This is a genomic window from Streptomyces sp. SAS_272 (genome assembly GCF_052543235.1).
The window spans coordinates 25,264-52,223 of sequence record NZ_JBMNDR010000054.1 but is presented as its reverse complement, the minus strand read 5'-3'; the positions used below and the strand labels follow the sequence as shown (position 1 = coordinate 52,223).

Sequence of the window (26,960 nt, the reverse complement as noted above, 5' to 3'; positions counted from 1 at the left end):
GGCAGAAGCGCGCGCTTCTCCCAAGGGGGCGTTCGTATGATGGACAGCTCTATCTCACCTAGTGGGACGACGCCTTCCGGGCGGGGTTCCGCCGTCCTCGTTCCGGGCCTGAGTCCGCAGGTCAGGCGGGCAGCACGAACGGAGGGTGGGCGCCGTTCAGGAAGTAGTCCCCGACATCGCGCAGACGGTGGGACGGGGGCTCGTACAGTGTGTGGGCCCGTGCGTTGCGCCAGAAGCGGTCGAAGCCCAGACGCGAGGACGCGGAGCGGGCGCCGATGATGTCCAGGGCGCGGGTGGTGGACTCCTGTGCTGCCCGGGAGGCGGCGGCTTCGGCCACGGCCACCAGGACGGACGCCTCCGCGCACTCGTCGTAGGACAGGTCCGCGCCGCGTGCGAGTGCCCCCTCCACGGCCGAGAGCGCCTGCCCGGCGAGCGCGGAGGCGGAGCGGGCGAGGACGGTCAGTTCTCCGTACGCGGTCAGTACATGCGGGTCCTGGGAGGAGCCCGTGGGCCAGGCGGGGTGCCAGGGGGCGTGACCCGCGCTGCGGTACTCCCGGGCCTCGGCGAGCACTCCCTCGGTCATGCCGAGCAGGAGCTGGACGGAGAGGAGGCGTCCGACCGGCGAGGCGAGCGCGAGCGCGGGAGACAGGACGTCCTCGTCGGCTGACAGGGAGCCGAGCACGTCGACGGGGGCGACCGGCACGGCGTCGAACTCCACGGCGCCGCCGGCCGCGAGTCGCTGGCCGAAGGCCCCGGCGTCGCCGTCGATGCGCACCCGGTGGTCGGTCGGGTCGACGACGACGGCGAGCGGTTCGCCGGTGTCCGAGCGCACCGCACGCACGGCGATGCGGTCGGCGACCAGAATCCCCGAGGAGTAGCTCTGACGGCCGTCCAGTACGAGCCCCTGGGCTGTCCTGGTCAGCGTCGGAGACGGATCCCGGCGGGCGAGGCCGCCGCCCCAGCACCAGCCCTCCGCCACGGACTGCCGCTCGACCAGGGCGGCGCGACCGGGCTCGGTGAGCGACCGGGTGATCCATCCCAGGAAGTAGTGACACCCGAGGAGTTGGGCGATCGCGCCGTCGGCGGCGGCGATCTCCCGGACCACCGCGTAGGCCGTGCTCCAGTCCGCGCCGCCGCCTGCCTGCCCGGCCGGGACCAGGAGCGCCAGCAGCCCCGCCTCGCGCAGTCGCGACACCTCGTCGAACGGGACCTTGCCCGCCTGCTCCCTGGTCACCGCGTCCGTGGCCAGGTCGTCCGCCGTCTCGCGGGCCACGCGCAGCCAGTGCGCACGGCCCTGCGCGGTCCCATGGTGCGGCGAGACGGGTGCGGACGGCGCGGTGGCAACGCCCATGACGACGCTCTCCTCAAGGTCGGCGGCGGATGCGGCGACAGGCCGCGGGCATCACGTCCGCGTGGTGGTGCTGGGCTGTCGGGGGCATGCACGGAGCGGAACCGTCCAGGGCGCGCGGCTCACGTCGTGCATGGGTGGCATGTGCATCATCCTGCGCATCCCGCGGGCGGGCCGTCAATGCTTTCCTAGTTATCCGATAGGAAATATAGGGAAGGCTGCCCGACGGACACCTCGAAAGCCACGGCGAGGCGCAGGTCCGGCATCCGGGCGGTGGTTGACGGGATGCGAGATGTCCTGCTCAATTGACCGCATGAACGCCGAGCAGCGCCTGGTCACCCGCGACCACATCGACTTCGGTCGCGTGTGGTCCGCGGCGTGTTGCGCCTGACACGGCAGTGGGCCGTCTGACCGGCCCCTCCCTCTCGCGGTGACCCCGTCACGGGCCGAGTGCCTCCCCGCGCGGTCCCGTCGTGCGCATGCGCCGGCACAACGTCCCGCCTCCGCCCGCCGATCGGTCCGCGACACCTGACACGCACCGGCGGCGCGGTCCGGCCTGAGGCGTCGTCGCCGAACTCGAGCGCGAGGCAGCCGCCCGCGGCCACCGGTGGATCTGCTTCGGCGCCGGACGCCTCCGACCCGAGGCGCGCGCCCTCTGTCTGACGACCGGCCACACCCCGCCCGTGCCGCTTCCGGGGGCGCCGCCGCGCGTCGCGAAACGCCGCCGCACACTCGCCCCCCGCCACGCTCCACCCCCCACCACGCCCCACGCTTCATGCCCACCACGCTCCACTCCCGCCTCGTGCTCGCGAAGGGTCCGCCATGGCCACCGTCCTGTCCGTCTCCGGAAGTCCGTCCCCCGCCTCCCGCACCGCCCGCCTGCTGCGCCACCTGGACCGGCGGCTGACCGCACAGGGGCATGACGTGATCCCCCTGGACGTCCGGACCATCCCCGCCGAGGCGCTCCTCGGCGCCGACTTCCGGCATCCGGCGATCGTCGCGGCGACCGAGTTGTTCGACCGCGCCGACGGTGTGGTGATCGGCACGCCCGTCTACAAGGCCGCCTACTCCGGGCTCCTCAAGTCCCTGCTGGATCTGCTGCCGCAGTACGCCCTGGCCGGCAAGACCGTCCTGCCCCTGGCGACGGGCGGAAGCGCGGCCCACGTCCTGGCGATCGACTACGCCCTGCGCCCGGTGCTCAGTTCCATGGGCGCAGCCCATGTCGTCCAGGGCTGGTTCACGCTCGACAAGGACATCGCCGTGGCCGACGACGGGACCCTGACCGTCACACCGGCCACGGGTGAGAGCCTGGCCCAGGTCGTCGATCAGTTCTCCCATGCGCTCGGCAGCCGCACCGCCCTTCTGGCGGCCGCCGGATGAGCACCTCCGCCTCCGCCTCCGCCTCCGCCGATCGCCGGTCCGGCGTCGGGCGACCGGAGAAGAGCACAGCGGCGCGGTGAGCGGCCGGAACCGCTCTGCTCCCACGACGTGAGACAGCTGGTGAGACGGTGTACGGCCCCCTTGACGGGGCGCGTTGGCCGCCCGACACTCCGGAGGAGAGATTCCTAGTGAACGGGTAGGGAACAGATGGAGCGTCGTGCGGAGCATCGTGCGGAGTCACCCGCCGACCGCGCCGAACGCGTGGGCCGACCGCCGCTCCTGCTGACCTCCCGCCGCCACATCGACCTCCTGCGGGTCTGCAGCGCGACGAGCCCACTGCGCTGAACCGCCGGCGCTCACCCGCGCCGCACTCCCGCCGAGAACGGGCGCGCGCCGACGCCGCCGCGCGCCCTTCAGCCCCACGTGCGCTGCCCCGTCGCACTTCTGAGAACCAGAAGCCGGCCCCGGACCCAGGGAGACCCATGCCCGCCGCACCCCTGCCCACCGCGCCGTCCCTCGCCGTCGCCCCGCCGCTGCGGGGCAGGATCGGCTGCCATGCCGGCAGCGGTTACTACGCGGCGCCACGCCGCTACCGCCTCCACCTCTCGCCCTCCTGCCCGCACTGTCTGCAGATCGCCGTGACGCACAGCCTCCTCGGACTGGAGCAGACGCTCCCGGTGGTCCCGCTCCCCGCCGTGCCCGACAGCCCCGACGGCGGACACTCCGCTCTGCGCCCGCTGTACGAGGCCAGTTCACACCGGCACCCCGGGCCGGCCGCCGCGCCCGTCCTGAGCGACGACTGGAGCGGACGGATCGTCAGCGCCCACGCCCCGGACATCCTCCGCGACCTCGTCGGCCACTTCGACGGCAACGGCGTTGCCCGGCCCGCCCTTCACCCCCGCGGCGCGGAGGAGGAGATCGAGGCCGTCGCCCGCCTCTGCGAGCGGCGCATCAACGAAGCCGCCCAGCGGGCGGGACAGGCCGGCGGCGACGCGGCGGAACGGCAGAGCGCGCTCGGCTCACTGCTGCGCGTCCTCGGCTCGCTCGAATGGCGGCTCGCCGACCGGCAGTTCGTCCTCGGCGACGCCGTCACCGCCGCCGATGTGCAGCTGTGGGTCACCCTGGTGCAGCTCGACACCGTTCACCGCCTGCACCTGGACGCGGCCGCCGTCCACCGCATCGCCGAGCATCCGCACCTGTGGTCCTACGCGCGCCGTCTCGCGGCCCATCCCGCCTTCGGCGCCCACCTCGACCTGGACGGCATCGCCCGCCGGCACCACGCCCACTGCCGGGGACTGGAGGCCGCGGGAGCCGCGGTGCAGATCCTGGACTGGGCCGGCCACATTCCCCGGCCCGCCCCGGACCGGGACCTTCGGCACGGGCCGGCCGGCGGCGCACCTCGGCGGGCTACGGGGCGATGGGCAGGCGCCGCTTGTGGTCCGTGAGGTGATAGCGGCGGACGACCGTCTCGAAGACGCGCTCCGTGACGGGCCTGCCCTCCAGGAAGTCGTCGATCTCGTCGTAGGCGACGCCCAGCGCGTCCTCGTCCGCCTTGCCCGGGTCGAGGGTCTCCAGGTCGGCGGTGGGAACCTTGCGGACCAGCTCCGCGGGCGCTCCCAACGCGTCCGCCACGGCCCGCACCCGGCGTTTGGTCAGGCCGGACAGCGGGACGAGGTCGGCCGCGCCGTCGCCGAACTTGGTGAAGAAGCCGGAGACCGCCTCGGCGGCGTGATCGGTGCCGACGACCAGGCCGTGGTGCGCGCCGGCCACCGCGTACTGGACGATCATGCGCTGCCGGGCCTTGATGTTGCCGTGCACGAAGTCCTCGTGGCCGGCGTCCCGGAAGGTGACGTCGGTGGCGCGCAGGGCCTCGAGCGCGGCGTCGCTCGCGGGTTTGACGTCCACCGTCAGCACCCGGTCGGGGCTGATGAAGGAAAGGGCCAGCTGGGCGTGGTGCTCGTCGGCCTGAACTCCGTAGGGCAGCCGCATCGCGTAGAACCGCGCGTCGTGCCCGCCCTCCCGGGCCCGCTCGACCGCGAGCTGGCAGAGCCTGCCGGCGGTCGTGGAGTCGACGCCGCCGCTGATGCCGAGCACGAGGGAGGACAGCCCGGTGGAGGTCAGCTGTTCCGCGAGGAAGGCCACCCGGTGCTCGATCTCCGCCTCGACCTCGAAGTTCTCGGCGACCTGGAGTTCCCTGGCGATCTCCCGCTGCAGGGCGAGGGGCTCGGGACCGTTCACGACTGCTCCTCGTGCTCGTTGTTCTCGTCGTTCTCGTTCACACGGCGCCGGCCCAGCCGCACCGGCGGCGGGGGACACCGTGACTCCGGAGTCCCCCGGATCACTGTCGCCCATGCGTCGCACGTCGGACGGTAGGCGCTCCCGTCATCGACGTCACCGGCGGACCGTTACGGAAACGTCGTCACCGATGCAGCCCATGTGCACCCGGCGCAGCCGGTGGACCAGCTCGACGAGTGCGGGCCGCAGCCGCAGCCGCAGCCGTAGCCGCAGAGGCCGCCGCGTCCAGGCCCGTCATCCTGGGCCGGTTCCCCGTCGCCCCGGGCCGCGCCGCCCGGGGGCGACGTCCGCCGTGCCGGTGCGCAGGAGCTGCGCAGGCGCCGCGGTGACCGGCGGCCCGTTGGTGCGCAGGTGCTCCTTGAGCCATCGCTCGGTGGTGCTCACGTGCAGCAGCGCGGCGGCCTGACTGAGGGCGGCGTCGCGGGTGCACAGCGCCCGGTGGATCGCCTCGTGCTCGGCCAGGGTGCGGCCCGCCGACCGGGCGTCCGTCCGTCCACGCCAGATGCGGGCGCGCAGGGTGCGGCCTGAGACGCTCTCCAGCAGGGTGAGCAGGGTCTCGTTGCCGGTGGCGGCGACGACGGCACGGTGGAAGGCGGCGTCATGCGCGTTGAGTCGCTCGACGTCGTCGCGGGCCTCACGCATCGCCTCCAAGTGGCCTTCGAGCTGCGCCAGTTGGGCATCGGTGATCCGGGTGGCCGCGAGCGCGGTGGCCATGGGCTCGAGAAGCCGCCGCACCTCCATCAGATCCTGGAGCGCCGCCGCGTCGCTCTGGAGGAGTTCCACCGCCCCGCCGAGCCCCTCCAGCAGCAGACTGGGGTGCAGGCTGGTGACGTAGGTGCCGTCGCCCCTGCGGATCTCGAGGACCCGCGCGACGGACAGGGCCTTGACCGCTTCGCGGGCGAGGTTGCGGGACAGCCCGAGTTGTGCGGCCAGGTCCGGTTCCGGGGGCAGCTTCGACCCCGGGGGCAGGGCCCCGGTGCGGATCAGCTCACGGATCTGCTCGATGGCCTTGTCCGTCAGGGACACCGCGCACTCCCTGCACGACCGGTGGCCCCGGGCACGTCGGACCTGATCAGGCCCTGGACGCGGAGGTCGTCCCACAGGGTTTCGGGGACGGGTCGCCGGTGGAGTTCGGCGTTGCGTGCGACCTGGTCGGGGCTGCGCATGCCGAGGGTGACGTTGACGACGTCGGGGTGAGTGCGGGGGAAGGCGATGGCGGCGGCGGGGAGGGTGGTGCCGTGGGCGGTGCAGACGTCGGCGATGGCGCGGGCGCGGGCGACGAGGGCGGGCGGGGCGTCCCGGTAGTCGTACTTCATGCCGTCGGCGGGGTGGTCGCGGGAGAGGAGACCGGAGTTGAAGACGCCGACCGCGACGACGCTCTTGCCGTGTTCCTGCGCGGCGGGCAGGACGTCGTCGAGGGCGGACTGGTCGAGGAGGGTGTAGCGGCCGGCGAGCATGACGACGTCGGCGGCGGTCTCGCGCAGGAAGCGGGCGAGCATGGCCGACTGGTTCATGCCGGCGCCGATCGCGCCGATGACTCCCTGGTCGCGCAGGTCGGCGAGGGTGGGAAGGGCTTCGTCCGCGGCCTGCCGCCAGTGGTCGTCCGGGTCGTGCAGGTAGACGACGTCGAGGCGGTCCAGTCCGGTGCGGTGCAGGGTGTCCTCGATGGACCGCAGCACGCCGTCGCGGCTGAAGTCCCACTCGCGACGCAGGTCGTCCCGTACGACGAAGCCCTCGCTGTCCACGCCCCGGGGACGCTCGTTGGGCACGAGCAGCCGCCCGACCTTGGAGGAGACGGTGTACTCGGTGCGGGGGCGGTGCCGCAGGGCCGCGCCCAGGCGTTGTTCGGAGAGGCCCAGCCCGTAGTGCGGCGCCGTGTCGAAGTAGCGGATGCCGGCGTCCCAGGCGGCCTCGACGGCGGCGGCCGCGTCGTCGGCCGGGGTGACCCGGTAGAGGTTGCCGATGACGGACGCCCCGAAGCCGAGCCCGGTGAGCTCCACGGGGGTGTTCGAGATGGTCCGGCGTCCGATGCTCTGATGTGTCAACTGTGCTCCTCGCGAGTACGGGTGGGGCGGGGCCGTCGGGCGCCCGGTCAGCGTCTGACGGCGGCCGAGCCGCCCTCCATCAGCGCATGGACCTCGGCGAGCGAGACCATGGAGACGTCCCCGGGGGTGGTCATCGTGAGCGCGCCGTGCGCGGTGCCGTACGCCAGGGCCCGCTCCAGCATGGCGGCGGTCAACGGGCCGGGCCAGGACTCGTCACCGCTCAGCAGGCCGTGGATCAGGCCGGCGGCGAACCCGTCGCCGGATCCGATGCGGTCCAGGACGTGCAGTCCGGGCATCAGGGGACCGGTGACGACACCGGTGTCGGCGGACCAGGCGGCCGAGGACCAGTCGTTGACCCCGGCCGAGGGCACCTCCCGCAGTGTCGTCGCCAGCACCCGGGCCGACGGGACCAGTCCGGCCACTCCCGCGAGCGCGTCCGGTACCTCGCCGGCCGGAACCCGCACGGCACCGGGCCGCGGGCCCGCCAGACCCAGCGCGCCCACCACCACGTCCGCGTGCCGGGCGAGGCGAAGGTCCACCTCGCGGGCCCGGTCCGGGCCGCCCCGGCCGCTCCACAGGCTCGGGCGGTAGTTGGGGTCGTAGGACACGGTGACACCGTGGCGGCGGGCGGCCGCCATCGCCTCGTCGGCGACGTCGACGGTGGTGTCGGACAGGCCGGCGAAGACACCGCCGGTGTGGAACCAGCGCACGCCGGCGGAGAACACGGCGTCCCAGTCCACGTCGCCCTTGCGCAGCTGGGAGACGGCGGTATGGGCGCGGTCGCTGACACCGAGGGCGCCGCGGATGCCGTAGCCGCGTTCGACGAAGTTGAGTCCGTTGCGGGCGGTGCGTCCGATCCCGTCGTCCGGTGTCCACCGGATCAGGGAGGCGTCCACACCGCCCTGGAGGATCAGGTCCTCGACGAGCCGGCCCACGGCGTTGTCGACGAGAGCCGTCACGACGGCGGTACGGAGTCCGAAGCAGCGCCGCAGACCCCGTACGACGTTGTACTCGCCGCCGCCCTCCCACACCTGGAAGGTCCGGCACGTGCGGATGCGTCCCTCGCCCGGGTCGAAGCGCAGCATCACCTCGCCGAGGGCCACCACGTCGGTCATGACGTGCTCCTCGCCACGGCCTCGGCGGTGAGCCGGCGGATCTCCTCGTAGTCGCCCCGCTCGAGATGAGCGGGAGTCGCGAGCCAGGTGCCGCCGACCGCGAGGACCGACGGGTCGGCGAGGTAGGCGGCCAGGTGGGCGGCGCGGATGCCGCCCGTCGGGATGAAGCGCGTCCCGGGGAACGGCGCGGCGAGCGCCCGGAGGGTGGAGAGGCCTCCGAGCGGTTCGGCGGGGAACAGCTTCACGGTGTCCAGGCCCGCGCGAAGGGCGCGCATCAGCTCGGTGGCGGTGGCGATACCCGGTATCACGGAGACACCCAACTCGGCGCATCTGGAGACCACTTGTTCGTCGAAGCCGGGTGAGACGACGAAGCGGGCGCCCGCCGCGACGGCCCGCTCCACCTGTCCGGGGGTGAGAACCGTGCCGGCGCCGACGGTGAGTCCGCCGTGGGCGGCCATCGCCTCGAGCGCCTGCTCGGCGTCCGGGGTGCGGAAGGTGACCTCGGCGCACCGGGCGCCGCCGGCGACGAGCGCCTCGGCCAGCGGGGCCGCCATCGTCGGGGACGGGATGGTCAGCACGGGCATCACCCGTGCACCGGCCAGGACGGAGGCGGGACCGGGGATGGGGTGGCCGGCGTTCATCGGCCGAGCCATCCGCCGTCGACGGGGAGGATGGCGCCGTGGATGTAGGCGGCGGCGTCGGAGGCGAGGAAGACGGTGGCGCCGGCGAGGTCGTCGGCGTTGCCCCATCGTCCGGCGGGGATGCGGTCGAGGATGGCGTTGCTGCGGGCGGGGTCGTTCTGGAGGGCCTGGGTGTTGTCGGTGGCGATGTAGCCGGGGGCGAGAGCGTTGACGTTGACTCCGTGCGGGGCCCATTCGTTGGCGAGGGCCTTGGTCAGTCCGGCGATGCCGTGCTTGGCGGCGGTGTAGCCGGGCACGGTGATGCCGCCCTGGTAGCTGAGGAGCGAGGCGGTGAAGACGACTTTGCCGCGGCCGCGGGCGACCATGGTCGTGCCGACCGCGCGGGTGAGGGCGAACTGGGCGGTGAGGTTGACCTGGAGGACGGTGTCCCAGTCGGTGTCGGTGTGCTGGGCGGCGGGGGCGCGGCGGATGGTGCCGGCGTTGTTGACGAGGATGTCGACCGGCCGTTCGCGTGCGGCGAGGTCGGCGCCGAGGGCGTGGACGGCGTGGGGGTCGGCGAAGTCGGTGCGGATCGCCTCGAAGGTGCGGCCCGCGGCGGTGACGTCCTTCTCCACGTCGCTGCCTGTCTCCTCCAGGGAGGCGCTGACGCCGATGACGTCGGCGCCGGCCCGGGCGAGTGCGCGGGCCATGGCCCGTCCGATGCCGCGGCGGGCTCCGGTGACCACGGCGAGCCTGCCGGTGAGGTCGAAGGCGTTCATACGGCGGCTCCCTGAGCTGCGTCGGCGTCGTCGGCGGTGTCGGTGGTGCAGTCGACGAGGATCTTCATGACGTCGCCGCCGCCTTCCAGTGCTTCGAATGCGGCGGGTGCTTCGGTGAGGGGCACGACCTTGCTGATCAGCTGTTCGGCGGGGATGGTGCGGTCGGCGACCAGGCGGATGGCTTTCTCGAAGTCGGAGCGGTCGTACAGCCGGGCTCCGACGAGGGTGAGTTCGCGCCAGAAGAAGCGGTGCAGGTTGATCTCACGGGGTCGGGGGTGGATCGCGACCAGGCAGAGCCGGCCGCGCGCGCCGAGGACGTCGACGGCGGTGTCCACGCCGCCTGCGGCGCCGGACACCTCGAACGCGACGTCCGCGCCGGCGTCTTCAGTCCACTTCTCGACCAGTTCGGTCACGTCGTCGTCGGCGGGGTTCCAGGCGGTGAGTCCCAGTTGTCGGGCGAGTGCGCGGCGGTGGGCGCTGGGTTCGACGACGCGTACGTCGGCTCCGGCGGCTCGGGCGACGAGGGCGATGAGGACGCCGACGGGTCCGCCGCCGACGACGACGGTCTTGTCGCCGTCGCGTATGCCGGCGCGGCCGACGTCGTGGACGGCGACGGCGGTGGGTTCGACGAGGGCGGCGTGGTCGAGGGGGAGGGTGGGGGGCAGGCGGAGGAGGGTGGTGGCGGGGACGGTCCAGCGGTGTTGCATGGCGCCGGGGGAGTCGATGCCGATGAAGTCGAGGTGGCGGCAGATGTGCTGGTGGCCGGCTCGGCAGGCGGGGCAGGTGTCGTCCCAGCGCAGGGGCATGACGGTGACGGCGTCTCCGGGCTGCCAGTCTTCGACGTCGGGGCCGACGCGGACGACGCGGCCGGACATCTCGTGTCCGAGGACGGCGGGCGTGCGGACCCGGGTGTCCATGTCGCCGTGGAAGATGTGCAGGTCGGTGCCGCAGATCCCGACGAAGGCGGGGGCCAGTTCGACCTCGCCCGGGCCCGGCGGGGAGGTCTCGGCGGGCGCGGTGTCCAGGGTGCGGGCGGCGGTGTAACGGACGGCGAGAGCGGTCATCGTGTCGTCAGGGTCCCTTCAGCGCGGACGCCGATGGTCAGCAGCAGGTTGGCGTAGGTACGGACGTCGGCGGTGACGATGGCCAGCGCCAGATCGGGGGAACGGGCGGCGTCGTAGAACTCGAAGCGGCCGAGCGTCTCGACGGGGACGGGCGCCAGCCGGGCGCGGTACTCGCCGATGGCGGGCGGCTCGGGTGCGCCCTCGGGCGGCACCATCACATGCGCCGACTCGAGGGGCACGGCGGCGGTCAGCACGTCGAGCACGGTGGTGACGTCCAACAGGCCCGGCGCCAGGTTCAGATGGACGATGCGGGCGCGGTCGCCGGTGGCGGTGCTCGCGGGGTAGTGGCCGTCGGCGAGCAGTACGCGGGCGCCGTGACCGGCGCCGGCCAGGGCTTCGAGGATTCCGGGGTGCAGCAGGTCGGTCAGGAGCACGGTGTTCCCTTCTTGCTTCCAGGGGCCTTCGGGTTCGCCGGGTCGAGGCGGTAGAAGCCGGCCGCGGTGCCCGCGAGGACTGCGTCGGTCTCGGCGGCGGAGCAGCCGAGGAGGAGTTCCTCGACGGTCGCCGCCCACTGGTTCCAGCCGCCCGCGAGGAGGCAGACGGGCCAGTCGGAGCCGAACATCAGCCGCTGCGTTCCGAAGGCGGAGAGCAGGACGTCCCACACGGGGCGGAGGTCGTCGGTCGTCCACTTCCGGTGGTCGGCCTCCGTGACCAGGCCCGAGACCTTGCAGCGCACCTGCGGGTGGGCGGCCAGTCGTCGCACGTCGCGTTCCCAGTCGCCGAGTTCGCCGCGGGCCACGGGTGGTTTGCCCGCGTGGTCGAGCACGAGCGGCAGCTCGGGGAGGCGTTCGGCGAGCCGCACGGCCTGGTCGAACTGGTGGTCGCGGATCAACAGGTCGTAGGCCAGTCCGTGTTGCCCGATCGTCCGCAACCCCCGCTCCACGGAAGGCTGTTGCAGCCACTGCGGGTCCGGCTCGCCCTGGACGAGATGCCGCAGGGCGCGGAGGTACCGGCCGCCCGGGCCGGCGAGCAGGCCGGTGACGACGTCCCCGACCGCCGGTGAGGCGAGGTCGGTCCAGCCGACGACCGCGCCGATCAGCGGATCGGCGTCGGCCAGGGCGAGCAGCTCCCGGGTCTCGGAGACGGACGCCACGCACTGGACGACCACCGTGCGCCCCAGTGTCCGGCCGGCGATGCGCCCGGTCGCGTCCGACCGCAGGTCGTCCGTGCCGAAGGTGCGGCGGATCGGCTCGTGGCCGGGCTCGTCCAGCCAGGGCTGGGGCCGGCGGTCCAGGTCCCACAGGTGGTGGTGGGCGTCCACCAGCTCCCCGGGTCCCGTCGGCGCACGGCCCTCAGACACGGACGGACCAGACCGGGCCGTCGGGGTAGGTGTACTCCTTCAGCGACTCCTGGTGCATCTCCGCGCTCAGCCCGGGCAGGGTGGGCGTGAGGTAGTGGCCGTCGGCGATGCGCACCGGGTCGATGAAGTGCTCGTGGAGATGGTCGACGTACTCGATGACCCGGTCCTCGAGGGTGCCGGAGACGGCCACGTAGTCGAACATCGACAGGTGCTGCACCATCTCGCACAGGCCGACGCCGCCGGCGTGCGGGCAGACCGGGGCGCCGAACTTGGCGGCCAGGAGCAGGATGGCGAGGTTCTCGTTGACTCCGCCGACCCGCGCGGAGTCGATCTGCACGATGTCCACCGCACCGGCCTGGAGCAGCTGCTTGAACACGACCCGGTTGGCGATGTGCTCACCGGTGGCCACCTTGATCGGGCTCAGCGCCGCACGGACCGCGGCGTGCCCGAGGATGTCGTCCGGGGAGGTGGGCTCCTCGATCCAGTACGGCTGGTAGGGGGCGAGTTCGCGCATCCAGTCGATGGCGGGCTGGACGTCCCATCTCTGGTTGGCGTCCACGGCGATGCGGATGGAGTCGCCGACCGTCTCGCGGGCGGTGCGCATCCGCCGTACGTCGTCCTCGAGGGACGCGCCGACCTTCAGCTTGATCTGGGTGAAGCCGTCGGCGACGGCCTCGCGGGCGAGGCGGGCCAGCTTCTCGTCGGAGTAGCCGAGCCAGCCGGGCGTGGTGGTGTAGGCGGGGTACCCGTGCTCCAGCAGGCGCGCGATGCGCTCCTCGCGGCCCGGCTCGGCGCGGCGCAGGATCTCGAGAGCCTCCTCGGGGGTGAGGGCGTCGCTGAGCCAGCGGAAGTCGACCTGAGCGACCAGCTCCTCGGGCGACATCTCGCCGAGGAAGCGCCAGACGGGCTTGCCCGCCCGCTTGGCCGCCAGGTCCCAGGCCGCGTTGACGACGGCGCCGGTCGCCATGTGGATGGCGCCCTTCTCCGGTCCCAGCCAGCGCAGTTGGGGGTCGTGGACGAGTGAGCGGGAGAACGCGCCGAGATCCCCGCACACCTCGTCGACCGAGAGGCCCACCACATAGGGGGCGAGCGCCGCGATGGCGGCGGCCTGGACGTCGTTGCCGCGGCCGGTGGTGAAGGCCAGGGCGTGGCCCTCCAGGCCGTCCCCGGCGTCGGTGCGCAGGACGACGTAGGCAGCCGAGTAGTCGGGCTCGGGGTTCATGGCGTCCGATCCGTCCAGATGCTCGGACGTCGGAAAACGCACGTCCAGTACATCGAGGGCGGTGATGCGGGCGGATGCCGGTGCGGGGGACACAGCGGAGGACATGGCAACTCCTGGAGGAGCAGGGGGTGACGGTCCCTGCGACGAGATGGGGAACGAGGGGGAGTCCGGCGGCCGGCGGGTCCCGGGGGACCGGTCACGGCCGCCCGGAATCACTCCTGGACCTTGCCGCCCGTGATGCGTGAGATCATCAGCGCGGCCAGGATGATCAGGCCGTTGAGGGCGCCGATCCACTGGGCGGGGACGCCGGCCAGGGTGAGCACGTTCTGGATCATGAAGAGCAGCAGGATGCCGCTGAAGGCGCCGAACATGGTGCCCTTGCCGCCGTTGAGGCTGATCCCGCCGATCACGGCGGCGGCGAACACGGTGAAGATGTAGCCGTTGCCCTGCGCGGAGGCGACGGAGGCCAGCCGTCCGGACAGCAGCAACCCGGCGAGGGCGGCGAGCACACTGCCGCTGACCAGGACGATCCCAAGGACGCGGTCGGTGCGGATGCCCGCCGCCTTCGCCGCGTCGACGTTGCCGCCGATGGCGTAGAGGGAGCGGCCGAAGCTGGTCCAGCCGAGGACCACGATGGCGACGGCGAACAGGGTGAGGGTGAGCCAGATGGAGGCGGGCATCCCGAACCACTGGGCGGTGCCGAGGTAGAGCATCGACTCGGGCAGCTGGAAGAACGTCTGACCGCCGGAGATGCCGGTGAGGACACCGCGCAGCACGATCAGCATGCCGAGGGTGACGATGAACCCGTTGAGGCCGAAGCGGATGATCAGCAGGGAGTTGACCACACCGATGAGCGCGCCCACGGCGAGGGTGACCGGGATCGCCCAGGAGCCGGGGAGCAGCCCGAGGCCGTGTCCGGCGCCGGTCGGCACCACCAGCCAGGCCGCGACGCCGGGCGCGAGGCCCATCGTCGATTCGAGGGAGAGGTCCATCTTCTTGACGATCAGGATCATCGTCTGGGCCAGCACCAGCAGAGCGATCTCGGACATCGTCTGCAGCACGTTGATGAGGTTGTCCGCCTGCAGGAACACCGGGTTGACGATCTGACCGACGATCGCGATGACGACGATCGCGGGGACGAGGGCCAGGTCGCGCAGCCGCGCCAGCGGAATCCGGCCGCCGAACAGCGCGGTCCGCTTGACACGCGGTTCGTCGGGCTTGGACGTGGGCGCGTCCGCGAGGACGGTTTCAGGCATCGAGGTCCACTCCTTCCATCGCGGCGACGACGTCGTGGTCGTGCCAGCCGCGGGGGATCTCCAAGGTCACTCGGCCCTGGAACATCACCAGGACCCGGTCGCACATACGCAGGTCGTCGAGTTCGTCGGAGGCGATGAGCACTCCGGTTCCGGTGTCCGCGGTCTCCTCGACCTTGCCGAGGAGGAACTCCTTGGAGCGCACGTCCACGCCCGCGGTCGGGTTGATCAGGACCAGCAGCCGGGGGTCGTCGGCGAGGGCGCGGGCCATGACGACTTTCTGCTGGTTGCCGCCGGACAGCGCGGAGACCGGCAGGTCCGGTCCCGGCGTCTTGATCGCCAGATTCTCGATCATGCCCTGGGCGAGCCGGTCGCGGGCCTGACCGCTGAGAAGCCCGCCTCGGCCGAGCCGGTGCGGCACGGACAGGGTGGCGTTGTCGGCGATCGACATATCGGGCACGAAGCCCTGGTGGTGCCGGTCCTGGGGGACGAATCCGGCCCCGGCGGCGAGCGCGGCGGGCACACTGCCCGGCCGGGGCCGCCGGCCGGCGATCTCGACCGAGCCGCCGTCGGCCGACCGCAGTCCGACGACCGTCTCGGCGACCTCGGTGCGGCCGCTGCCCGCGGCTCCCGCGAGCCCGACGATCTCACCGGCGCCCACCCGGAAGGTGACGTCCTGGTAGGCGTCACCGCTGATGTCCCGGACGTGCAGCGCGGCCGTCGCGTCGGCGTCCAGGGTGCTCGCCCGTTCCTCGCGCCGCGCGCCGGCGGCTTCGCCGGTCATGGCGGCGACGAGTTCGGTGCGGGGGAGTTCGGCGACCGGCGCGGTCACGATGTGCCGGGCGTCCCGGAACACCGTCACCATGTCGCAGATCTCGTAGACCTCCTGCAAGTGATGGCTGATGAACAGGAAGGTCACGCCCTGGCGTTGCAGGTCGCGGATCCGGTCGAAGAGCCGGTTGATGGCGGCTCCGTCGAGCTGGGCGGTGGGTTCGTCGAGGATGATGAACCGGGCGCCGAAGGACAGTGCGCGGGCGATCTCGACGAACTGCCGCTGCTCCACGGTGAGATCGCCGGCCGGGGTGTGCGGATCCACGTCGACCGACCAGGTCGACAGCAGCTCCTGGGCCCGGCGGCGCACACCCTGCCAGCTGATGAGCCGGCTCGGGCCGTGGTCGTGCCGGTTCAGGAAGAGGTTCTCGGCGACGGTCAGGGTCGGGATGATCGTCGATTTCTGGTAGACGCAGGCGACACGCTGCCGCCAGGCGTCGCGGTCCGAGGGCCGGGGAGCCGGGCGGCCGCCGAAGGAGACCGTCCCCTCGTCCGGGCTCTGCAGCCCGGTCAGGACGGACACCAGAGTCGACTTGCCCGCTCCGTTGCGGCCGACGAGCGCGTGCGTCTCACCTGGCTTGATGGTGATTCGGGCCCCGTCCAGGGCCACTGTCGGACCGAATCGTTTGACTATGCCCGTCGCCTCGAGGACGGGCGGGCCCGCCGGGGCCCGTCCGTCGTCCGCCGGGGCGGGCGAGGGGGTCACTGATCGCTCCCCGTCGCTCATCTCAACCGCCTTGTGTTCGTGAGCCGTTGTCTTCGTGAGCCGTCGTGTTCGCGGGGCCGTCAGCCGAGGGTGTTGCCCCAGAGGGACTTGTCGTCGCTCTTGAGGCTCGGCACCCCGCCGTAGGTGCCGCCGTCGGCGGTGACCAGCGGCGCGGAGAGCTGGTCCTCCAGCAGTCCGTCACGGACCTGGACGATGGTGCTGTCGTGGTCGGTCTTGCCGGGCTTGAACGTCTTTCCGTCGATGGCGGCCTTGAGGTAGTACAGGGCGTACTTGGCGTAGAGGTCGGCCGGCTGGGAGACGGTGGCGTCGATCTTGCCCGCGGCTATCGACTTCAGCTCTTCCGGAATGCCGTCGTTGGAGACGACGAAGACGTGCTTCTTGTCCTCGGGACCGACCAGCAGGCCCTTCTGCTTGAGGACCTGGAGGGTGCCGGCCAGCGCGAAGCTGGACTCCATGTAGACGCCCTTGATGTCCGGGTTGGCGGTCAGGTCGGTCTGCAGCTTCTGCGCGGCGACGGCGCCGTCCCAGTTGGTGGCTTCACCGAACACCTTGATGTCCGGGAAGTTCTTCTTCATGCAGTCGTTGAACGCCTCGGTGCGGTCACGGCCGTTGATGGAGTCCAGGCCGCCCTCCAGCATCACGACCTTGCCCTTGCCGCCGAGCTTGGTGCCCAGGTACTGGCAGGCCTTCTCGCCGTAGGCGCGGTTGTCGGCGCGCACGACCATGAACACCTTGCCGCTGTCGGGGCGGGTGTCGACCGTGACGACGGGGATCTTCTTCGACTCCAGCTGCGCCAGCGTCGGGGCGATGGCGGCGGTGTCCTGCGGGGCCATCGCGAGGCCCTTGACGCCCTGGCTGATGAAAGTCTGCGCGTTGGCGGTCAGCTTGGCGACGTCGTTCTGCGAGTTGGTGGTCTTGAGCGAGAGACCGAGCTCCTTGGCGTACTCCGGCGTGTACTTGATGTACGAGTTCCAGAAGTCGGTGTCGGACCGCGGGTAGTCGACGCCGACCAGCGGCTTGCCGTCGGAGCCGGCCGCGGTGCCGGAGCCGCCGCAGGCGCTGAGCAGCGCCATCGCGGAGAGGACGGAGGCAGCGGAACAGAGGGCGGTTCTGAGTCTCATGGGTACTTCCTCGCGCTGGTCCCGTAGCGGGAGATGTTTCGCATGGGCGACGACCGTGTGACGCCGTCCAGGAGAGATGGGATGTTTATAGGTGGCTGATTGGCGGCGTGTCTAGCCCTTGGGGCAATTTGCCGCCTAGTTCCCGCTCGGTGAGCAGTCTCGCGCTGAGGGGGAGCTGGATCGGTAGCCGATCCATCCCATCAATCGTGGCCCATCTGTGATGTGACTTCGACGAGGGATTTCCACGAGACATGCCATGTCTGACACACGACAAACTGGAAAAAACGCGAACAAAAACGTCAAAAAGCCTGCTCAAGAGCTGGTTTTCATCCCTGCACGCCCGTTGACACAGGGAGGACGCATGGTCGACCTTCGTGCGTAACGAGCGGCGACCCACGCCGGACCGCGCCGGTCGTCCCCTTCCCCACCCCCTCGCCCCTCCGCACCAGGGATGTGTCATGCCGAGTTCGATCAACCGACGCCACTTCTTGGCGGGAGCCACCTTCGTCGCGGCGGCGACGGTCGCCGGAGGCCTGTTCGGCGCGGGCGGCGCGCAGGCCGCCCCGAGCACGTACACGCCCGACTGGAACTCGGTCGACCAGCACCCGCCGGCCCCGGAGTGGTTCCAGGACGCCAAGTTCGGGATCTACTTCCACTGGGGCGTCTTCAGCGTTCCCGCGTACGAGAGCGAGTGGTATCCGCGCAACATGTACGCGAGCGGCAGCAATGCCAACCAGCACCATGTGGCGACCTACGGCAACCCGTCGGCGTGGCCGTACCACAACTTCATCAACGGGGCGCAGGACCTGGCCGGGAACACCGTGAAGTTCGCGCCGAAGCTGAAGTCGGCGGGCGGCAACTTCGACCCGGACGAGTGGGCGCAGCTGTTCGTCGACGCCGGTGCGAAGTTCGCCGGGCCCGTCGCCGAGCACCACGACGGCTTCTCGATGTGGGACAGCCAGGTCAACGAGTGGAACTCGGTCGACAAGGGCCCCCGGCTCGACCTGCTGCAGCTGTTCACCACGGCCATCCGGGCCAGGAACCTCAAACTGCTGGTGGCCATGCACCACGCGTACCACTACAACGGCTTCTACGAGTACGTGCCCGCGCAGACCGACCCCAGCCTGAAGAAACTCTACGGGCAGCTGAGCAGGGCGGCTGAGGACCAGCTCTGGTACGACAAGCTCAAGGAGGTCATCGACCGGGCCCAGCCGGACATCCTCTGGCAGGACTTCAAGCTGGACGCCGTCGACGAGACCCAGCGCCTGAACTTCCTGTCCTACTACTACAACCAGGCCAACAGCTGGGGGCGCGAGGTCGTCGCCACCTACAAGGACGGCATGAACGGGAAGGGCGAGGTCTTCGACTACGAGCGCGGCGGCCCGGCCGAACTCACCACCCCGTACTGGCTCACCGACGACAGCATCTCCAGCAGCAGCTGGTGCTACACCCAGGGCATCGGCTACTACAGCACCCAGCAGATGCTGCACTCCTTCCTCGACCGGGTCAGCAAGAACGGCAACGTGCTCCTCAACATCGCGCCGATGGCCGACGGCACCATCCCCCAGGCCCAGAAGAACATCCTGCTCGGCATCGGCGACCACCTGAAGCGGTTCGGCGAGTCGGTGTACGCGACCCGCGCCTGGACCGTGTACGGCGAGGGCCCGACGAAGATGGGCGGCGGAGCCTTCACCAATCCGACCGCCGGCACGGCGCAGGACATCCGCTTCACGCGCAACAAGGCCGACACCGTGCTGTACGCCTCCGTCCTCGGCTGGCCGGGCAGCTCCCTGACGATCAAGACGCTCGGCTCGGACCGGATCAACCTCTCCTCGCTGACCTCGGTGAAGCTCCTCGACTCCACCGCCGGCACCTACATCAACCTGCCCACGCCGACGCAGAACGCGTCCGGTCTCACGGTCACCCTGCCCTCCTCGGCGCCCTACAGCGCGAACGCCTATGTCCTCAAGCTCGCCTTCTCCGGCACGATCCCGGACCTGCGTCCGCAGGCAGGCGTGATCGCCTTCGCGGACGTCGGCTACTCCGGCGCGGCCGCCGTGCTCACCCTCGGCGACCACACCGCGGCCGACCTGACAGCGTCGGGCCTGGCGCTTCGCACGATCTCCTCCCTCCGGCCGGCTCCTGGCTACCAGGTGATCGGCTACTCCGGCGACAACTTCACCGGCACCTCGTGGACCTTCACCGCCGACAACCCCGACCTGCGGGTCACCGGCAACAACGACCAGATCACCTCCCTGAAGGTCCAGTTCAACCCGGCGACGTTCGTCAGGATCACCAACGTCACCGACGGCCTGGCCCTCGACAGCGGCGGCAACGTCTCCTCCGGTGCCAACCTCAAGCAGTGGTCGTGGGACGGCAGCCCCAACCTGCAGTGGCAGGCGGTGGACGTCGGAGGCGGCTTCTACAAGCTGGTCAACCGCACCAACGGCATGGTCGCCGACGGCTGGGGCGCCACCGCCGACGGTTCACCGGCCCGACAGGCCGCCTGGAACGGCAGCCCCAACCAGCAGTGGACGATCACCTCGCGCGGCGCAGACCGCTACTCGATCGCCAACCGCACCACGGGGCTGGTGCTCGACGGAGGCGGCAGCGTCGCCTCGGGCGCCGTCACCAAGCAGTGGACCTACGGCGCCAGCACCAACCTGCTGTGGACCTTCACCGCGATCTGACGACCCCGGCCGACAGGCCGGGCGGCTGCGGGGGTGTGCTCCCCCACATCCCCGCAGCAGCCAGGGGGGAGGAACTTCGGAACGAAAACCGGCGCTGAGCCTCCCGCGCCCCTGAGAGCGCTTTGACCTGGCCTTCTTCGAGGGCAGAGCCTTCAGCGGTCGTGGGCGCGATCAGCCTGTCGACCGCCGCCTTCGAGCGGGCCGGGGTCTCGGAGTCCGGCACCGCCGGCCGCTTCGCCCAGGCCGGGACCGTCGGTCCCTCGTAGCCTCGCTCACGGCGCCAGCCGAGCCAGGACAGCACCCCCGCCCGGCGGGAGTTCCAGGTGTCGACCGCCGCTGTACCTCAGAGCAGTTCGAGGGACTCGCCGATCTCGTCGTCCGCGACCGACGCCAGTGGCCGGGCCTCGCCGAGCCGTTCGGCGGTCTTGCCCACCCGATCCCGTAGTTCCGGACCGTGTTCGGGTTACCGAGCGAGTCGAGAAACACGTCCGCCGCCGCGCGGACGGTTCCGCCCGGGGTGGCGATGGCGGCGCTCGGGAGCAGGCGGCAGCAGCGGAGCCACCCGCTTCCACAGGGCGTCAGGAACAAGATCAGCACGCATCCTGGACACCCTGCCGACCAGGATCGTCGAGCACAAGCCCCCGAGAACTTAACCCTGAAACGATCAGTCAGCGCCGGGTTTCGTTCCGATGCTCCGCAATCCCCAGCCCCTCCACCGTAGGCCGACGGTGACCGGGTTACGCAGTGAGGCGCCCCGGAAGGCCCGGGGCTCCTCAGGCCTGGAGAACCGGGGCTGTCAGCAGATGCCGGTCAGTCTGACGTCGCTGTACGGGGTGCTGTCGGACGCCGTGGTGACGACGTGGCAGCCCGGCTGGACGCCGTCGACGCGCAGGAAGCCGTTGTCGTACGTGGCGGCGACGCTGCTGCCGTCCATGAAGACGCTGGTCGTGCCCGCGGTGCCACCGGGCAGGTACACCGAGGCGGACGTGTTGGCCGGCACCTTCACACCGACGTCGACCCGGCCGCCGCCGGTGGTGTCGTAAGCGGCCCCGACGGTGCCGTGCGCGGTGGGAACCGTGAAGTTCGCCCAGGTGACCGATGTCGGCTGTGGCTTGATGCGGAAGGTCCGGTAGCCCGGGGCGGTGGGCTGGACGCCGAACATGCTGCGGGCGATCGTGAAGGCCGGAGAGGCAGCCCACGGGTGGGAGTAGGTGGTGTTGGACTTCAGCGACAGGTCCCAGGCCTCCATGGTGGCCCCCGCCCCGTCGTTGATCATGTTCATCCAGCTGCGGGTCCCGGTCGACGTCAGCAGGGTGTGGGCGAGGTCGGGCCGGTTGCCCTCGTACAGAGCCTGGATGACGAACGGGGCGCAGTAAACGCTGCACGCCATGCCGCGGCTGCCCAGGTAGGAGGCCACCTGTGCGGCCTGCGAGGAGTCGGCGAGGCCGAAGGCGCCGGCGAAGGCGCTGGCCTGGACGGCGTAGTGGTTGATCGCCGTGCCGTCGCTGTTGAGGCCGTCGCGGTAGGCGCCCTTGGCGGAGTCCCACATCCGCGCGTTGACCGCGGCCTTGATGGCGTCGGCCTTCGCCGTGTAGGCGGCGGCGTCCGCGCTCTTGCCGAGCGCGGTGGCGATGTCGGCCATGTTCTCGTAGGCGCGGTGGGCGAGGGCGTTGACAACGGTGTTGTAGGAGGTGAAGACGTAACCGTCGCGCTCGGAGGTGGGCCAGTCGACGATGTCGCAGTCGGTGCAGCTGCCGGCGCCCGTGCTGCCGGTGGTCTTGTGGATCAGGCCCGTCGCCGACTCGTACCACTCGTCCGGCAGCTTGCCCTGCAGGGCGGTGTACGCGGCGGACAGCGGGGCGGTGTTGCCGGTCGTCTCGTAACTGTCGTGCATCGCCAGGATCACGTACATGGGCCATTCGGTGGGCCAGGTGCGGTTGGACCTCAGGAAGTTCAGCGAGTAGTCGCCGAGGGCCGTGTCACCGCCCGTGTAGAGGTTGCCCATGAGCTGGAGGTAGGTGTCGGCCTCGTAGATGTCGCGCTCACGCTCCCACGAGTCGACGTACAGGTTGAGGTTGGTCGCCTCGACGGTGTTGCGGGACAGCGCCCAGACCGCGTTGAGCGAGGTGTCGGAGGAGGCGAAGGCGCCCGCCGACTCGTCGAACGGGTAGAGGTATGCCTCGGCCTTGAAGTCGGACGAGGTCAGCCCTGTCGGGGCGCCGATGACCTGGGCGTACCGGAAGACCCGCAGGCCCCAGGTCTCCAGTTGCTGACTGCCGGACTTCAGGACCCACTTGTCCTGGTAGGCGTTGCCGGCCGAGGTCTGGTACTTGACCGTGTTCGTGCCGGAGGTGACCTCGCCGTAGCGAATGTCGACCACCTGACCGGCTGTGCCCGTCAGGTTCAGGGACAGTCCGCCGACCCAGGTGCGGCCGTAGTCGACGAAGTAGTTGCCGGCGGAGTACTCGGTGACCGAAACGGGCGTCCTGAAGGACTGCCGGACCTTCGCGGTGGGCGCCGGCTGGAGGTTGCCGAAGGCGGCCTTGGTGACGGCCGCGGGCCACGCGGAGGCGTCGAAGGCCGACGTGGCGAAGCCGAAGGGGTAGCGGCGGGCGTCGAAGTTCTCCTTGGGTGCGCTGTAGTAACTGGTGCCTATGGAACCGGCGTTGGGCAGGATGCGGGTGCCGTCCAGGGACTTCCAGCCGGCGCCGGTGCTCAGGGTCTTGGTGGTGCCGTCGGTGTAGCGGACCACCAGTTGGGCGAGGAAGCGCTGATCGCTGGTGGTGTACGCGAGGGCGCCGACGGTGTTGACGGCGCCGGCGGTCAGCAGCGAGGTGACGTCGTAGCCGTCGTAGCGCGCTTCGGAGCCGACCGGCCGGGTCGGGCCCACGCCGACGAAACTGCCGTTGACCCACAGCTTGTAGACGAACTGTCGCGCCGGAGTGGTGGAGGCGCCGGTGGCGTACAGGTGGGCCCAGGCGATGCTCTTGCCGACGGCGAGCTTGGTGCTGCCGCGCAGGAAGGACCAGCTGGGAACCGTCAGCAGTCCGGTGCCGCAGTTCTTGCCCGTGCCGAGGGACAGCGCGCCGTTCGTGACGGTGCCGCAGGTGAAGTCGGCGTTGTCGGCGTCGCTGAAGTCGTTGCTGTAGAGCGACCGGTTGTTGTCGCCGGTGACGGTGAGGTCGTCGAAGGCGGCCTGCTCCGTGCTGCCGGTGCGAAAGCCGATGCCGCCGGCTGTGAAGGTGGTGTCGGTGGTGGTGTCGACCTGGGTCCAGGTGGTGTCGGCGTGTGCTTTGAGGGAGGTGGTGAAGGTGGAGCCGGAGGCGTCGATGCGGAAGTCGTAGGTGGAGCCGGTGGTGAGGGCGAAGGGGAGGGCTGCGGCGGTCTTGAGTGCGGTGAAGGCGCCGTTCTTCTGGATCTGGGGGGCGATGGTGTTCTCGCCGTTGCCCTTGAACTGCCACAGGTAGTAGTTGCTGGTGTCCTGGGCGCGGAAGGTGACACCGGCGTACTTGGCGTTGATGACGAAGCTGCCTTGGAACGTGTAGTTCGTCCAGGCGGTCGGGAACCCGGTGCCGCAGTTTTTCGCCTTGTCGACGAACAGGGCGCCGTTCGTCACCGTGCCGCAGGTGAAGTCGGCGTTGTCGGCGTCGCCGAAGTCGTTGGCGTAGAGGGACTGGCCGCCGCTGCCGGTCACGGTGAGGTCGTCGAAGGTGGCCTGCTCGGTCAGACCCGTGCGAAAGCCGATGCCGCCGGCTGTGAAGGTGGTGTCGGTGGTGGTGTCGACCTGGGTCCAGGTGGTGTCGGCGTGTGCTTTGAGGGAGGTGGTGAAGGTGGAGCCGGAGGCGTCGATGCGGAAGTCGTAGGTGGAGCCGGTGGTGAGGGCGAAGGGGAGGGCTGCGGCGGTCTTGAGTGCGGTGAAGGCGCCGTTCTTCTGGATCTGGGGGGCGATGGTGTTCTCGCCGTTGCCCTTGAACTGCCACAGGTAGTAGTTGCTGGTGTCCTGGGCGCGGAAGGTGACACTGGCGTACTTGGCGTTGATGACGAAGCTGCCCTGGAACGTGTAGTTCGTCCACGCCGTGGGGGCGCCGCTCCAGATCGGGGTGGCGCCCGGCCAGGTGCTGCCCGGCCCGGTGCCGAAGGGCGCCGCTGCGGACCACGGGGACGCCGCGCCCGAGGAGTCCCAGGTGCGGACCCGCCAGTAGTAGCCGGAGGAGGCCGTCAGGGCCGGGCCGCCGTAGGAGACGTTGCTGTCGGCCGCGGAGGCGACCTGGCCCGAGTCCCACACGTCAGGGGTGCCGGTCAGGGCGGAGGAGGTCGCGGCGACCTGGATCTGGTAGGCGGTCTGCCGGTCGCCGCCGACCTGCCAGCCGAGCAGCGGGGTGGAGCCCGGGGCCACGTCGGCGGGCGTGGTCAGGCTGTTCACGGTCAGCGCCGCGGGGCTGTTCTGGGCGGCACTGGCCGGGGGCAGCTGTCCGGTCACGCCGCCGAAGACGGCGAAGCAGACGGTGAGCAGGACGGTCACAAGAGAACGCAGGGACCCGGCTCTGCGGGATCTGCGGCGTCTTCGGGCAGCGCGGGAGGGCGGGGCGACAGGCGGCACGGGGTGTCCTTAAAACGTTTCAATCAGCGGGGACAGCGTCTCCCTGGCCAGGGGCGGAGTGAGTGGCTGACATCCTGAGGCGCATATGCCGCGCTGTCAACGTCTCCGCTCTCATCCGATCGCGCTGTGGAGTTCCCGGCGCTCCGGGGGAAGGTTCCGGGAGCGGAAGGTGCGGCGATAGGCGTCCGGGGGCACCCCGACCGTCCGGTTGAAGTGTCGCCGCAGCGTCGTGGCGGTGCCCATGCCGGTGGCCGTCGCGATGGTGTCGACGGTGTCGTCGGTGGTCTCCAGCAACTCCTGGGCACGGCGGATCCGCTGGGTGAGCAGCCACTGCAGCGGGGTGGTGCCGGTGACCGACCTGAAGTGACGGCCCAGATGCCGCGAACTCATCCGCGCCCGGCGGGCCAGGTCCTCGACGGTGAGCGGACGGTCCAGCCGGCGCAGCGCCCAGGGGAACAGTTCGGCGAGCGGATGGTTGCCCGGTGCGGGAACCGGCGTCCTCACGAACTGCGCCTGGCCGCCTTCCCGGTGGGGCGGCACGACCAGACGGCGGGCGAGTGTGTTGGCGACCGACGAGCCGTGGTCCAGGCGGACGAGATGCAGGCACAGATCCATGGCGGCGGCCTTGCCGGCGGAGGTGAGCACGCGGCCGTCGTCCACATAGAGAACGTCCGGGTCGACCGTCACCCGCGGGTGACGCGCGGCCAGCTCCTCGGCGTGCGCCCAGTGCGTGGTCGCGCGTCGGCCGTCCAGGAGACCGGCGGCGGCCAGCACGAAGGCGCCCGTGCAGAGCGAGGCCACGCGGGCGCCCGCCTCGTGGGCCGCGCGCACCGCCTCGACCAGCTCGGCCGGCGGATCGCGGTCGATGTCGGCCCAGCCCGGCACGATCACGGTGTCGGCGTGCTCGAGCCGGTCGAGTCCGTGATCGGGCTCCAGCCGGAAGTGGCCCACCCGCACGGCGGTCGGTCCGCAGAGCGAGAAGCGGTACCAGGGGTCCGCCACGCCGGTCAGATCGGAGCCGAACACCTCGCAGGCCAGGGCCAGTTCGAAGTGCAGCATGCCGTCGGTGACGGCCAGCGCGACGGTGGTCATGTCCGGAAGTGTACGAGGCATGGCGTTCCGGACCGTCGCGGCCGGGAACGGACCTCCGCGAGGATGTCCATGACGGAGCGCGGTGCAGGAAGTGCGCAGTGCATGCGGAGCGCATCGAATGCAGTGCGCACTGCGTGTAGAGCACAGCGAATGCAGAGTGCAGCGGAACGATCGAGTACGGGGGAGTACCCATGGGAACGGGACAGTAGGTAGCGGTGTTCGGGGCTTACGGGCACACCGGGCGGTTCGTGGTGACGGAGCTCGGGGAGCGGGGGTACCTCCCGGTCCTCTCCGGCCGCGACGCCGATCAGCTGAAGGCACTGGAGCACGAGACGGGCTGGGAGGCCCGCCCGGCGTCCGTCGACGACCCGGACGCCCTCGACCGGGCGCTGGCCGGAGCCGCGGCAGTGATCAACTGCGCCGGGCCCTTCGCCACGACGGCCGCCCCCGTGATCGAGGCGGCGCTGCGGGCCCGCATCCCGTACCTCGACGTGGCGGCCGAGATCGAGGCCAACGTCGACACCTTCGCGCACTTCGCCGACCGGGCAAGGGAGGCGGGGGTGCTGGTCGTCCCGGCGATGGCTTTCTTCGGCGGCCTCGGCGACCTGCTGGTCACCGCCGCGGCGCAGGACTGGGCGACCGCGGACGAGGCCCACATCGCGTACGGACTGAGCAGCTGGCATCCCACCGCCGGGACGCGCACGGCGGGCGCGGTCTCCCGGCAGCGGCGGGACGGCCGACGCGTCCGCTACGCCGGGGGGCGGCTGGAGTACCGCGACGACGCCTCGCCGATCATGGAGTGGTCCTTCCCCGAGCCGCTGGGGCAGCGGTCCGTCATCGGCGAGTTCACGATGGCCGACGTCGTGACCGTGCCGAGCCACCTGTCCATTCCCGACGTGCGGACCTACATGACCGTCGAGGCGGCCCGGGACATCGCGGCCCCGGACACGCCGGCGCCGGCCGCCGCCGACGAGCAGCGGCGCTCCGACCAGACGTTTCTCGTCGACGTCGTCGTGCGCAACGGCGACGCCGAACGACGGGCCGTGGCCCGCGGCCGGGACATCTACGCCGTCACGGCGCCTCTGGTGGTCGAGGCCGTAGATCGCGTCCTCACGGGACGCACCGAGGCGGTCGGCGTCGCCTCCGCGGGCGAGGTCTTCGACGCTGCGGACTTCCTCCGCGCGCTGTCGCCGCACATCACGGTGGAAGCGCGTCCGTGAACGGCGGCCGCCCGGCAGTCCGGCGCCGTCCGCAGGCCCCCGGGCGCCGTCCGCAGGCCCCCGGCCCTCGTCCGCCGGCCGTCGTCCTCACGACGGGACGCGGTGCCGCACCCGCCGGCCGGCGCCCGCACGGGTCTCAGACCCACCGCACCATGGAAACGGTGAGGCCGGTCCCACTGCCTTTCGCAGGCGCCGGGC

20 protein-coding genes and 1 pseudogene are annotated in these 26,960 nt (G+C 71.2%); 4 read left to right on the top strand and 17 right to left on the bottom strand.

Features of this window, described 5'->3' with window-relative positions; translation table 11 throughout:
• Positions 1-121 precede the first annotated feature (121 nt).
• Complete coding sequence (locus tag ACN6LD_RS27225) at positions 122-1,351, bottom strand: acyl-CoA dehydrogenase family protein (protein WP_445044557.1); 1,230 nt, start codon at positions 1,349-1,351, stop codon at positions 122-124.
• An 819-nt stretch (positions 1,352-2,170) separates the two neighbouring features.
• Between ACN6LD_RS27225 and ssuE the strand changes: the two genes are divergently transcribed.
• Together ssuE and ACN6LD_RS27215 are read left to right on the top strand one after the other, a co-directional pair.
• A complete protein-coding gene (ssuE, locus tag ACN6LD_RS27220; RefSeq protein ID WP_445044556.1) occupies positions 2,171-2,728 on the top strand; it encodes an NADPH-dependent FMN reductase in 558 nt (185 codons plus the stop codon).
• A 482-nt stretch (positions 2,729-3,210) separates the two neighbouring features.
• On the top strand, positions 3,211-4,173 hold the full coding sequence (locus ACN6LD_RS27215) for a glutathione S-transferase C-terminal domain-containing protein (protein ID WP_445044555.1): 963 nt from the start codon (positions 3,211-3,213) through the stop codon (positions 4,171-4,173).
• Here the strand turns inward: ACN6LD_RS27215 and nadE are convergent.
• The 13 genes from nadE to ACN6LD_RS27150 all read right to left on the bottom strand — a co-directional run bounded on the left by nadE (position 4,136) and on the right by ACN6LD_RS27150 (position 17,160).
• Positions 4,136-4,966, bottom strand: coding sequence for an ammonia-dependent NAD(+) synthetase (gene nadE / locus ACN6LD_RS27210; RefSeq protein ID WP_445044554.1), 831 nt, complete (start codon positions 4,964-4,966; stop codon positions 4,136-4,138). The two genes, ACN6LD_RS27215 and nadE, sit on opposite strands and share 38 nt — an antisense overlap.
• 291 nt (positions 4,967-5,257) lie before the next feature.
• Complete coding sequence (locus ACN6LD_RS27205) at positions 5,258-6,049, bottom strand: FadR/GntR family transcriptional regulator (RefSeq protein WP_445044553.1); 792 nt, start codon at positions 6,047-6,049, stop codon at positions 5,258-5,260.
• Positions 6,040-7,068: an aldo/keto reductase gene (locus ACN6LD_RS27200; RefSeq protein ID WP_445044552.1), complete on the bottom strand. Its 1,029-nt coding sequence runs from the start codon at positions 7,066-7,068 to the stop codon at positions 6,040-6,042. Before ACN6LD_RS27200 ends, ACN6LD_RS27205 begins: the two co-directional genes overlap by 10 nt.
• Positions 7,069-7,115: 47 nt before the next feature.
• Entirely contained in the window at positions 7,116-8,183 is a 1,068-nt protein-coding gene (locus ACN6LD_RS27195) for a PfkB family carbohydrate kinase (protein WP_445044551.1), read from the bottom strand.
• Positions 8,180-8,824 (bottom strand): bifunctional 4-hydroxy-2-oxoglutarate aldolase/2-dehydro-3-deoxy-phosphogluconate aldolase, encoded by a 645-nt coding sequence (locus tag ACN6LD_RS27190; RefSeq protein ID WP_445044550.1) that lies wholly within the window; start codon positions 8,822-8,824, stop codon positions 8,180-8,182. The genes ACN6LD_RS27195 and ACN6LD_RS27190 overlap by 4 nt, the downstream gene beginning before the upstream one ends.
• On the bottom strand, positions 8,821-9,582 hold the full coding sequence (locus tag ACN6LD_RS27185; RefSeq protein ID WP_445044549.1) for an SDR family oxidoreductase: 762 nt from the start codon (positions 9,580-9,582) through the stop codon (positions 8,821-8,823). The genes ACN6LD_RS27190 and ACN6LD_RS27185 overlap by 4 nt, the downstream gene beginning before the upstream one ends.
• A complete protein-coding gene (locus ACN6LD_RS27180; protein ID WP_445044548.1) occupies positions 9,579-10,646 on the bottom strand; it encodes a zinc-dependent alcohol dehydrogenase in 1,068 nt (355 codons plus the stop codon). The genes ACN6LD_RS27185 and ACN6LD_RS27180 overlap by 4 nt, the downstream gene beginning before the upstream one ends.
• Positions 10,643-11,080, bottom strand: a complete 438-nt coding sequence (locus tag ACN6LD_RS27175; protein ID WP_319196177.1) for an RbsD/FucU domain-containing protein — start codon at positions 11,078-11,080, stop codon at positions 10,643-10,645. Before ACN6LD_RS27175 ends, ACN6LD_RS27180 begins: the two co-directional genes overlap by 4 nt.
• Positions 11,071-12,006: an amidohydrolase family protein gene (locus tag ACN6LD_RS27170; RefSeq protein ID WP_319196178.1), complete on the bottom strand. Its 936-nt coding sequence runs from the start codon at positions 12,004-12,006 to the stop codon at positions 11,071-11,073. The genes ACN6LD_RS27175 and ACN6LD_RS27170 overlap by 10 nt, the downstream gene beginning before the upstream one ends.
• A complete protein-coding gene (locus ACN6LD_RS27165) occupies positions 11,999-13,333 on the bottom strand; it encodes an L-fuconate dehydratase (RefSeq protein WP_445044547.1) in 1,335 nt (444 codons plus the stop codon). Before ACN6LD_RS27165 ends, ACN6LD_RS27170 begins: the two co-directional genes overlap by 8 nt.
• 107 nt (positions 13,334-13,440) lie before the next feature.
• A complete protein-coding gene (locus ACN6LD_RS27160) occupies positions 13,441-14,484 on the bottom strand; it encodes an ABC transporter permease (protein ID WP_319196180.1) in 1,044 nt (347 codons plus the stop codon).
• Positions 14,477-16,039, bottom strand: coding sequence for a sugar ABC transporter ATP-binding protein (locus ACN6LD_RS27155; RefSeq protein ID WP_319196181.1), 1,563 nt, complete (start codon positions 16,037-16,039; stop codon positions 14,477-14,479). Before ACN6LD_RS27155 ends, ACN6LD_RS27160 begins: the two co-directional genes overlap by 8 nt.
• A gap of 59 nt (positions 16,040-16,098) precedes the next feature.
• A complete protein-coding gene (locus tag ACN6LD_RS27150) occupies positions 16,099-17,160 on the bottom strand; it encodes a sugar ABC transporter substrate-binding protein (RefSeq protein WP_319196183.1) in 1,062 nt (353 codons plus the stop codon).
• A 458-nt stretch (positions 17,161-17,618) separates the two neighbouring features.
• Between ACN6LD_RS27150 and ACN6LD_RS27145 the strand changes: the two genes are divergently transcribed.
• Positions 17,619-19,850, top strand: a complete 2,232-nt coding sequence (locus ACN6LD_RS27145; RefSeq protein ID WP_445044546.1) for an alpha-L-fucosidase — start codon at positions 17,619-17,621, stop codon at positions 19,848-19,850.
• Between the two features lie 166 nt (positions 19,851-20,016).
• On the opposite strand, the pseudogene ACN6LD_RS27140 reads toward ACN6LD_RS27145, so the two are convergent.
• The 3 genes and pseudogenes from ACN6LD_RS27140 to ACN6LD_RS27130 form a co-directional block, all read right to left on the bottom strand.
• Positions 20,017-20,393: pseudogene (locus ACN6LD_RS27140) on the bottom strand (site-specific integrase); the annotation flags it as partial.
• Between the two features lie 253 nt (positions 20,394-20,646).
• Complete coding sequence (locus tag ACN6LD_RS27135) at positions 20,647-24,372, bottom strand: family 78 glycoside hydrolase catalytic domain (RefSeq protein WP_445044545.1); 3,726 nt, start codon at positions 24,370-24,372, stop codon at positions 20,647-20,649.
• 189 nt (positions 24,373-24,561) lie between these two features.
• Complete coding sequence (locus ACN6LD_RS27130) at positions 24,562-25,542, bottom strand: helix-turn-helix domain-containing protein (RefSeq protein ID WP_445044544.1); 981 nt, start codon at positions 25,540-25,542, stop codon at positions 24,562-24,564.
• A 215-nt stretch (positions 25,543-25,757) separates the two neighbouring features.
• On the opposite strand from ACN6LD_RS27130, the gene ACN6LD_RS27125 reads away from it, so the two are divergent.
• The gene (locus ACN6LD_RS27125; RefSeq protein ID WP_445044543.1) at positions 25,758-26,762 is read left to right on the top strand and encodes a saccharopine dehydrogenase family protein; all 1,005 of its coding nucleotides are present in this window, start codon (positions 25,758-25,760) and stop codon (positions 26,760-26,762) included.
• The last annotated feature ends 198 nt before the right edge of the window (positions 26,763-26,960 follow it).